Annotated in this window: 7 protein-coding genes; 1 reads left to right on the top strand and 6 read right to left on the bottom strand. The window is 59.8% G+C overall.

Annotated elements, in window-relative coordinates:
• Positions 1-192: 192 nt before the first annotated feature.
• From ACRESJ_RS03305 to gap, 6 genes are all read right to left on the bottom strand, one after another.
• On the bottom strand, positions 193-801 hold the full coding sequence (locus ACRESJ_RS03305; RefSeq protein WP_431756625.1) for a biliverdin-producing heme oxygenase: 609 nt from the start codon (positions 799-801) through the stop codon (positions 193-195).
• A 113-nt stretch (positions 802-914) separates the two neighbouring features.
• Positions 915-3,503 (bottom strand): TonB-dependent receptor, encoded by a 2,589-nt coding sequence (locus ACRESJ_RS03300; protein WP_431756624.1) that lies wholly within the window; start codon positions 3,501-3,503, stop codon positions 915-917.
• Positions 3,504-3,626: 123 nt separating this feature from the next.
• Positions 3,627-4,592, bottom strand: coding sequence for a FecR family protein (locus ACRESJ_RS03295; RefSeq protein ID WP_431756623.1), 966 nt, complete (start codon positions 4,590-4,592; stop codon positions 3,627-3,629).
• A 93-nt stretch (positions 4,593-4,685) separates the two neighbouring features.
• The gene (locus tag ACRESJ_RS03290) at positions 4,686-5,207 is read right to left on the bottom strand and encodes an RNA polymerase sigma factor (RefSeq protein WP_431756622.1); all 522 of its coding nucleotides are present in this window, start codon (positions 5,205-5,207) and stop codon (positions 4,686-4,688) included.
• Between the two features lie 77 nt (positions 5,208-5,284).
• Positions 5,285-5,749, bottom strand: coding sequence for a methylglyoxal synthase (locus ACRESJ_RS03285; protein WP_431756621.1), 465 nt, complete (start codon positions 5,747-5,749; stop codon positions 5,285-5,287).
• A 135-nt stretch (positions 5,750-5,884) separates the two neighbouring features.
• Positions 5,885-6,886 carry a type I glyceraldehyde-3-phosphate dehydrogenase gene (gene gap / locus ACRESJ_RS03280; protein ID WP_431756620.1) on the bottom strand — a complete coding sequence of 334 codons (1,002 nt, stop codon included), beginning with the start codon at positions 6,884-6,886 and terminating at the stop codon, positions 5,885-5,887.
• A gap of 220 nt (positions 6,887-7,106) precedes the next feature.
• Between gap and edd the strand changes: the two genes are divergently transcribed.
• On the top strand, positions 7,107-8,933 hold the full coding sequence (gene edd, locus ACRESJ_RS03275) for a phosphogluconate dehydratase (RefSeq protein ID WP_431756619.1): 1,827 nt from the start codon (positions 7,107-7,109) through the stop codon (positions 8,931-8,933).
• The last annotated feature ends 10 nt before the right edge of the window (positions 8,934-8,943 follow it).

Below are 8,943 nucleotides of genomic sequence, written 5' to 3'. Positions count from 1 at the left end.
ACCTGTAGACGCCGCGACCATTCAGGATGCTCGCGTCATCGTTAACGTTTTTCGCGAGCAAGCTCGCTCCTACAGTTCCTTAACTGACTGGCATTAGGGCTTGCCCGCGATAGCGATTCGAGATTCTGCATCTGTGTTGAATGTGAAGCCGCCATCGCGGGCAAGCCCGCTCCCACAGGGATTGGTGGTGTATCAGGCGAGTTCCGGGGCTTTGGAATAAGCCTGCTCCAGCAACACGGTAAAGCGGTTAAATGCATCGATGGCGCCTTGATCCAGCTCGGCCTCTTCCTGCTCGGTGAGCGCCAGCTCATCGAGGGTCTTGACGAAGTTTTTCCAGCCTTGTGCGCGACCACCTTCCGGCTCGCCCAGGTGACGCGCACCAAAGGTTTCGCTCAAGCCCAAGCCCACGGCACGCTTGATCAGGAACGCAGCGCCGAGCTTCGAGCCTTCGGAGACGAAGAGCCAGCCCAAGGCCTGGGCTTTGCTCGGTTTGTTCACGGCGCCCGCCACTGGTGCCGGCACTTCGGTGTCCAGGTCTGCCAGGTCAGCCTTGGCCGCTTCGGCGCGGCAACGGGCCGGCAGGTCGGGAACGATGGCGGTCAGTTCGGCATCGTTGTACAGCGACACCAGTTCCGACTGGAACAGGTACTGCGCCACCACGAAGCGGGCGAAATTGGCCTGGGTTTCAAACGGTGCATGGGCTTTGACCAGGGCATCGAGTTTGGTGTGGGGCTCGTGGGTGATCTGGTTCAAGCGTTGTGAACGCAGGCTGGGGCGTTGAGCGGTGTCCTGAGTAGTCATGACAAATCCTTGGGGGAAAAGAGGTGCTTGGTAACGAGACGAATGAGCACGGGCCAGACAGTAAAAATCCTCACTACGGGCTCTATGAAAGCCACGTAGTGAGGTGTGTCGGGTCAGATGTCCCAGATCAGGTTGACCGCGAAGTTGCGACCCGGTTGGGTCAGGCGATCGAGGTTGGCCGGCTGGGTCACCGAGGCTTCGCCCACGTTGTCGTAGCCGCGCACGTCATCCCACAGCCAGTACTTCTTGTCGGTCAGGTTGTAGACACCGCCACTGACGGTGACGTCGTTGGTCACCTTGTAGAAGGCGCTCATGTCCAGAATGCCGAAGCCCGGGGTCTTGAACTGACTGCTGACGCCGTCCGGCGACTTGAAGTTGCTGTCGTCGACGCGATCCTTGCGCTTCACCAGCGTCCAGCTGAGCAGGCCACCGTAGTTGTCCTGGTCGTAACCGAGACCGAACACGCCGGTCATCGGGTTGACGCTGTTGAGCGGTTCGCCATTGTCGTTGTTGCGACCGTAGGCATACGCCACCGAGCCCTGGGTATAGAGCCCCTGTGGTGCGCCAAAGGCGTCGAGGTTCAGGCGGCCCTTGATCTCTGCGCCCTTGATGGTGGCGTGCTTGATGTTGGCGCTCTGGAAGGTCGGCTGGTCATAGCCAGGGGTAACGGCGTCTTCGTTAATAAAGTCGCGGTACTTGTTGTAGAACACCGCCACATCGAAGGAGCCCTGCTCGAAATTGCCACGCAGACCGGTTTCGTAGCTCTGGCTTTTTTCCGGCTCCAGGTCCGGGTTCGGCTCCACGCGGTAGCCGGTAGCGGTGTTCTCAAAACGTCCGTACAGCGCTTTGGCGGTTGGTGTGCGGAAACCTTCGGCGTACTGGCCGTACCAGGTGTAGTTGTCGTTGAAGGCATAGGTCAGGCCGAACTTGGGCGAGACTTTGTGCCAGGTCTTGTTCTCGTCGCTGACGGTGCCGCGACCGTCGGCCGAAACGGTGTTGAGGAACTCCTGGGTGATTTCCGGCTTGAGCTCGGTGTAGTCGTAGCGCAGGCCCGGCATGAAGGTCCAGTCGTTCCAGCTGATCTGATCCTGAGCGAACACGCTATAGGTGTTGATGGTTGGGTCCGGGAAGTCGCTGGATTTTTTCAGTACGTCCGCTGCGCTGGTGGCACCGATGGCGGTGCAGCCGCGACCCACAGCCAGGCAGGTGCCGTTGCCACTGCGCGAACCGGTGACTTTCTGCTGCTTGATGGTGGTGCCGTAGGTCAGCAGGTGTTCGGTGTCGGCGATGCTGAAGGCTTTATCCAGTTGCGCGTCGAAGACCCACTGTTTTTCTTCGTAGAGCGTTTCACGGGTGCGCAACACTTTGCGGGTAATCGGGAAGTAGACCTCATCGGTACTCTGATCGGTCTTGGCGATCTGATGGTTCAGGCTCCACTTGACGTTATCCACCAACAGGCTGTCGAGGGCGAAACTGTGCTCCAGGCCGAAGCGTTCACGGGTAATGGTCTCGTTACCGCTGCGCGACTGATACATGCCGCCGGGCAATATGCTGTTGGGGATCGTCGGTTTGCCATCGGAGTAAGGCCCGCCGTAAGCGCTCTTCAGATCGGTATCTCGGTCGTCCTTGTATTTCTCGTAGACCAGGCCCAGTCGTGCGTCATCCTTGTAGTTCCAACCAGCCTTGGCCAATACATTGTGGGTGCGCACATCTTCCGGGTTGGCGGCGGTGCGGGTCAGGCCGGTGCTGTTGTTGCTGCCGTAGGATTCGGTTTCGTGACCGTCGCGCTGGCTGTAATGCAGCAAGCCGTCGAACTGATCGGCGCGCCCGGCCACGGTGGCGGATTTGAGCCAGCTTTCGTCAGCCGAGCTGTAGCCGGTCTTCAGGCGCGCGCCGACATCCTGGCCAGGCTTGATGATGTCATCCGGGTCGAGAGTGAAGTAGCTGACCGCGCCGCCGATGGCGTTGCTGCCGTAGAGCACGGACGCCGGACCACGGAGGATTTCGACGCGCTTGATGATTTCCGGGTCGACGTAGTTGCGTTGGGTCTTGGCATACGGGCCGTTGAAGAAACCGTTGGGGACTTCGACGCCATCGATCTGGGTCAGCACCCGATTACCGTCGATGCCTCGAATGTTGTAGCCACTGATCCCGCCGCGTGTACCGGTACCGCCCACGGAAACGCCTGGCTCATAGCGCACCAGGTCCTTGATGGTGTTGACGTTGTTGCGGTCCAGTTCTTCACGGGTGTGAACGGTGACGGTGCTGGGCACGCTGTCCACCGACTGTTCCTGGCGGGTAGCGCTGATGGTCGTTTGTTGCAGATTGAGTGCGGCGCTGTTGCTGCGGCGCTCCAGCACGATGTTGTTGTTGCCCAGCTTGCGATAGCTCAGGTTGGTCCCCACCAACAGGCGATCCAGGGCTTTTTCCGGAGGCAATGACCCGCGCACGCCCGGCGAAGCTACACCTTCAGCCAGCTGCGCGGGCAAGCCCACCTGCCAGCCAGTCACGGCGGTAAAGGCGTTGAGAGCCGAAACCAGCGACTGCGGCGCGATGGCAAACGAGTAGTCGCCCATGTTACGGCTAGGCTGTTCGGCGCTGGCAGCCATGACCGGCGCAGTGCCGGCCATCAGAATGGCGGCGGTCAGCAACGACAGTACGCGGGAAGGTGAAGAGGACTGGCGGGTAAGGCGAGAGGACATCGATAGCGCTCCGTGTCGCACGAATCTTTATAGGTGCTGATTGGCATGGTGAGATGCGAATCAATTGCATTGGCTATAACGAGACGTACGAGGAAAGGCTATCGAGTAAAAATAATTACTCATTTAGTTCAAGATCACCAGCGCGGGGAATTCCTTCAGCCGTGCCGAGGTGATGTGCGCCAGCGAACGAACGACATCCAGCGGCTGATCGAGACGGTAGTTGCCGGTCACCGCGACATCGGCCAACTGCTCGTTGGTATTGATGATCAAGCCCGGATAGTAGCGACGCAGCTCCGCGAGCACTTGGCTCAACGGACAGTTCTCGAACACCAGTCGACCCTGGACCCAGGCCAGGTCGGTGGCGGCATCCAGTTTGGCCGGGCGATCGAAACCGTTGGGGCCGATGCGGATACTTTCGCCGGCAGTCAGGCGCACCCGTGCGTCGTCGCGGGTAGCACGCAGGTCGACATCCCCGCGTTGCACCCGAACCTGTGTCACGCCATCGAGGTAACGCACGGCAAATGCGGTATCGCGAACACTGGCGGTCACCAGCCCCGCTTCAAGCTCCAGGGGTTTGCCGCGTTGGGGTTTGATTTCGAAAAAGGCCTCGCCTTGATACAACCGGGCCTCGCGCTGCTTGTCGTTGATGGTGCTGGAAAACGCCGAGTTGGTGTTGAGCAGGACTTGAGATCCATCCTCCAGTTGCAGCCGCTGGCGTTCACCGACCACGGTCAGGTGATCGGCCTGAAGGCGCATTGGCACGTTGCTGAAACTGAACAGGCCGAGGATCAGCACGGCAGCGGTGGCCAAGGGTTTCCAGTGCGGGCGCAGGCGCGACAGCACGGTGACTTTCGCCGGGCGTGCAGCCAGGTTTTGCGCGCAATGCGTGACTTGCGGACCGTTCCAGATCGATTGGGCCTTGGCGAACGCCTCGGCATGCGCCGGGTCCGCCGCGAGCCAGGCTTGGAATTGACGCGTTTGTTCTTCGCTCGGGCTGTCGAGCACGATCAGCCAGTCCAGGGCCTGGTCCATCGCGTCAGCAGTGGCCTGCGCCGGTGAGGGCGAAGGGGAGCGGTGGGTGTCCGTCACGGTGTTTCCTCGGCAGGGGCTTTTGAAGAGCAGTTTCAAGCTACAAGCTACAAGCTGCAAACCCGGTTCGGCGGTTGACTTGGAGCTTGCAGCTTATAGCTTGCCGCTGCTGTTCTCTGCTACCCCGATACAGATTGTCATGATCAGTTTCAGCTCTTTCTGCACGGTACTGAGCGATACGCCGAGTTTTTCGGCGATCTCCAGATAGCTGTGACCGTGCAGGCGGCTGAGGATGAAAATCTGCTGCTGGCGGGGGCTGAGTTGACTGAGGCGCACGTTCAAACGCTCGAGCAATTGTTCGGCATGGGCGGCGTCTTCGGCGCTGCTGGCGGGTGCGGCGACGCTTTGCATCACGTCCAGCGGCACGTCGTCGACCATGGTGCGCGAATGGATGCGTCGCGCGCGCAAATGATCCAGCGCCAGGTTGCGGGCGGTCTGGAAAACAAAGGGCTCAAGGTGATCGATGGCCCGCTCGCTGAGCGCACGGGTGACTCGCAGGTAGGTCTCCTGCAGGAGGTCTTCGGCGGTGCTGTGATTGTTGACCATTCGCTCCAGCGTGCGCAGCAGAGAGACTCGCTGGGTGATGAAGACGTTGTTGAAGCGCGATTGACTCACGGGAGGACCTGATCCAAATTGAGCGGATGATAATGCTTATCATCCGCTCAAGTGGTCAAGTATTGATTTGTGAAGGTTTACGCACGGCCCTGCAAATACGTCGCGTAGTCGGGAATCCGGTGTGCGTGCGCCTGTTCCATCAACGGGCTGCTGAGCAGGTAATCGGCGCTGCATTCATTGCACGCCACCGGAATGTTCCAGACCGCCGCTACACGCAGCAACGCCTTGATGTCCGGGTCGTGCGGCTGCGGCTCGAACGGGTCCCAGAAGAACACCAGCATGTCGACCCGTTGCTCGGCGATTTGCGCGCCAAGTTGTTGGTCACCACCCAGCGGGCCGCTGATCATGCTCTCCACGGGCAAATCCAGGCGTTGTTGTAATAACAAACCTGTGGTGCCGGTGGCGACCAGTTCATGTTGCGCCAGTCTGTCTTTCTGCCGTGCGGCCCAGTCCAGCAAAAACACTTTGCAGTGGTCATGGGCGACCAGGGCGATGCGCTTGCGCGCTGCCATGGTTTTTTGGGTGAAGCTGATACCGATCATGAGGATTACTGCTCTAGACGGATTTACACATGCCACATGTAGGAGCTGCCGAAGGCTGCGATCTTTTCGGCGATATGCCGGCGCTAGGGTCAAAAGATCGCAGCCTTCGGCAGCTCCTACACAAGCAGGCGGCGGTTACTCGGCGTTGCAGAGCGCCAGGCAGTTATCCAGCATGCGGTTGGAGAAGCCCCATTCGTTGTCGTACCAGGCCAACACTTTGAGCAACTTGCCGCTGGACTTGGTGTGGTTGGCATCGAAGATCGACGACAGCGGGTTGTGGTTGAAGTCGCTGGAAACCAGCGGCAGGGTGTTGTAGCCGAGAATCTTCGAGTGCTGGCTGGCTTGCTTGAGCAGCGCGTTGACCTCGTCGGCAGTGGCTTCTTTTTTCAGCTGCACGGTCAGGTCCACCAGCGACACGTTGATCACCGGTACACGCACCGCCATGCCGGTCAGCTTGCCTGCCAGTTCCGGCAGTACAAGGCCCACCGCTTCGGCGGCGCCGGTCTTGCTCGGGATCATGTTCTGGGTGGCCGAACGGGCGCGGTAGGGGTCGGTGTGGTAAACGTCGGTGAGGTTCTGGTCGTTGGTGTAGGCGTGGATCGTGGTCATCAGGCCGCTTTCGATGCCCAGTTCACGGTGCAGAACCTGGGCCACCGGGGCCAGGCAGTTGGTGGTGCACGACGCGTTGGAAATGATCTGGTGCGACTGGCGCAGAATGTCGTGGTTGACCCCGTAGACCACCGTGGCATCGGCACCCTTGGCCGGGGCCGAGATGATCACTTTGCGTGCGCCGGCCGTAATATGTGCGGCTGCCTTGGCGCGGTCGGTGAACAGACCGGTGCATTCGAACACCACGTCAATTTTTTCCGCAGCCCATGGCAAGTCGGCCGGATTGCGAATCGCGCTGACCGCAATACGGTCACCATTGACGGTCAGGCTTTCCTGATCGTGCTGGACATCGGCGTCGAACGTGCCGTGAACAGTATCGTATTTGAGTAAGTGTGCATTGATCGCGCTATCGCCCAAGTCGTTGATGGCGACAATCTGCAGATCCTGACGATAGCCCTGGGTATAGAGTGCGCGCAGGACGTTACGGCCGATCCGGCCAAAACCATTGATTGCGATTCGAAGAGTCATATGTCAGCGCTACCGTCGTTTTGTTGTTGGAATAACAAGATTATTCGTAAAAAAATAGAAAACAAGCCTTTTTAGTGGCAATATTTTATTCAATCTACAACGAGTGACCTGAATCAACTGGTCCAACCGATCAAGAAAACCGTCCGTCATCCCATCGACACCGGCTTTTGATCAGCATAGACAATCAGGTCGCCACATCCGTTAGCCTGGAGTTCTGAACATGCATCCCCGCGTCCTTGAAGTCACCGAACGGCTTATCGCTCGCAGTCGCGCAACGCGTGAGGCTTACCTGGCACTGATTCGCGGTGCGGCCAGCGACGGTCCGATGCGCGGCAAGCTGCAATGCGCCAACTTCGCCCACGGCGTGGCCGGTTGCGGCAGCGACGACAAGAACAGCTTGCGGATGATGAACTCCGCAAACATTGCGATTGTTTCGTCATATAACGACATGCTCTCGGCGCACCAGCCGTACGAAGTCTTCCCCGAGCTGATCAAGAAAGCCCTGCGCGAAATCGGTTCTGTCGGCCAGTTCGCCGGTGGCACCCCGGCCATGTGCGATGGCGTGACCCAGGGCGAGCCGGGCATGGAATTGAGCCTTCCCAGCCGTGAAGTGATAGCGCTGTCCACCGCCGTGGCGTTGTCCCACAACATGTTCGATGGCGCGCTGATGCTGGGCATCTGCGACAAGATCGTCCCGGGCTTGATGATGGGCGCGCTGCGTTTTGGCCATCTGCCCATGATCTTCGTGCCGGGCGGGCCAATGGTTTCCGGTATTTCCAACAAGCAGAAAGCCGACGTGCGCCAGCGCTACGCCGAAGGCAAGGCCAGCCGCGAAGAGCTGTTGGAATCGGAAATGAATTCCTACCACAGCCCGGGCACCTGCACTTTCTACGGCACGGCCAACACCAACCAGTTGCTGATGGAGGTCATGGGCCTGCACCTGCCGGGCGCTTCGTTCGTCAACCCGAACACGCCGCTGCGCGATGCCCTGACCCGCGAAGCCGCGCATCAGGTGACTCGCCTGACCAAGCAGAATGGCGACTTCATGCCGATCGGCGAGATCGTCGATGAGCGTTCACTGGTCAACTCGATCGTCGCTTTGAATGCCACCGGCGGCTCGACCAACCACACCTTGCACATGCCGGCGATCGCCATGGCGGCGGGCATCCAGTTGACCTGGCAGGACATGGCCGACCTCTCCGAGGTGGTACCGACCCTGAGCCACGTCTACCCGAACGGCAAAGCCGACATCAACCACTTCCAGGCGGCGGGCGGCATGTCGTTCCTGATCCGCGAGCTGCTGGACGCCGGGTTGCTCCACGAAAACGTCAACACCGTGATGGGCCATGGCCTGAGCCGCTACACCAAAGAGCCGTTCCTCGATAACGGCGAACTGGTCTGGCGCGAAGGCATTACCGAAAGCCTCGATGAAAGCATCTTGCGTCCGGTTGCCCGTGCGTTCTCGCCGGAAGGTGGCCTTCGGGTCATGGAAGGCAACCTCGGTCGTGGTGTCATGAAAGTCTCGGCCGTGGCGCTGGAGAATCAGATCGTCGAAGCGCCGGCCATGGTGTTCCAGGATCAACAGGATTTGGCCGATGCGTTCAAGGCTGGTTTGCTCGAGAAGGATTTTGTCGCGGTGATGCGCTTCCAGGGCCCGCGCTCCAACGGCATGCCAGAACTGCACAAGATGACGCCGTTCCTTGGCGTGCTGCAGGACCGTGGCTTCAAAGTCGCATTGGTGACCGACGGGCGCATGTCCGGTGCCTCGGGGAAAATCCCTGCGGCCATTCACGTCAGCCCCGAAGCATATGTGGGCGGCGCTTTGGCGCGGGTGCAAGAGGGCGATATCATCCGCGTCGATGGCGTCAAAGGCACCCTGGAGCTTAAGGTGGACGCCGAAGAATTTGCAGCGCGCACGCCGGCCAAGGGCCTGTTGGGCAACAACATCGGCACCGGTCGCGAACTGTTTGGTTTCATGCGCATGGCCTTCAGCTCGGCGGAGCAGGGCGCCAGCGCCTTCACTTCTGCCCTGGAGACGCTTAATTGAAACTGGCTTT

The sequence above is a fragment of the Pseudomonas sp. genome (assembly GCF_050739655.1).
Taxonomy (GTDB): Bacteria; Pseudomonadota; Gammaproteobacteria; order Pseudomonadales; family Pseudomonadaceae; genus Aquipseudomonas.
This window is presented reverse-complemented; position numbering and strand designations above follow the sequence as displayed.

What these genes read in the sequence shown, in the direction of transcription:
- ACRESJ_RS03305 (WP_431756625.1), bottom strand. Translation starts at nt 801, where the DNA reads ATGACTACTCAGGACACCGCTCAACGCCCCAGCCTGCGTTCACAACGC.
- ACRESJ_RS03300 (WP_431756624.1), bottom strand. Translation starts at nt 3,503, where the DNA reads ATGTCCTCTCGCCTTACCCGCCAGTCCTCTTCACCTTCCCGCGTACTG.
- ACRESJ_RS03285 (WP_431756621.1), bottom strand. Translation starts at nt 5,749, where the DNA reads ATGATCGGTATCAGCTTCACCCAAAAAACCATGGCAGCGCGCAAGCGC.
- gap (WP_431756620.1), bottom strand. Translation starts at nt 6,886, where the DNA reads ATGACTCTTCGAATCGCAATCAATGGTTTTGGCCGGATCGGCCGTAAC.
- edd (WP_431756619.1), top strand. Translation starts at nt 7,107, where the DNA reads ATGCATCCCCGCGTCCTTGAAGTCACCGAACGGCTTATCGCTCGCAGT.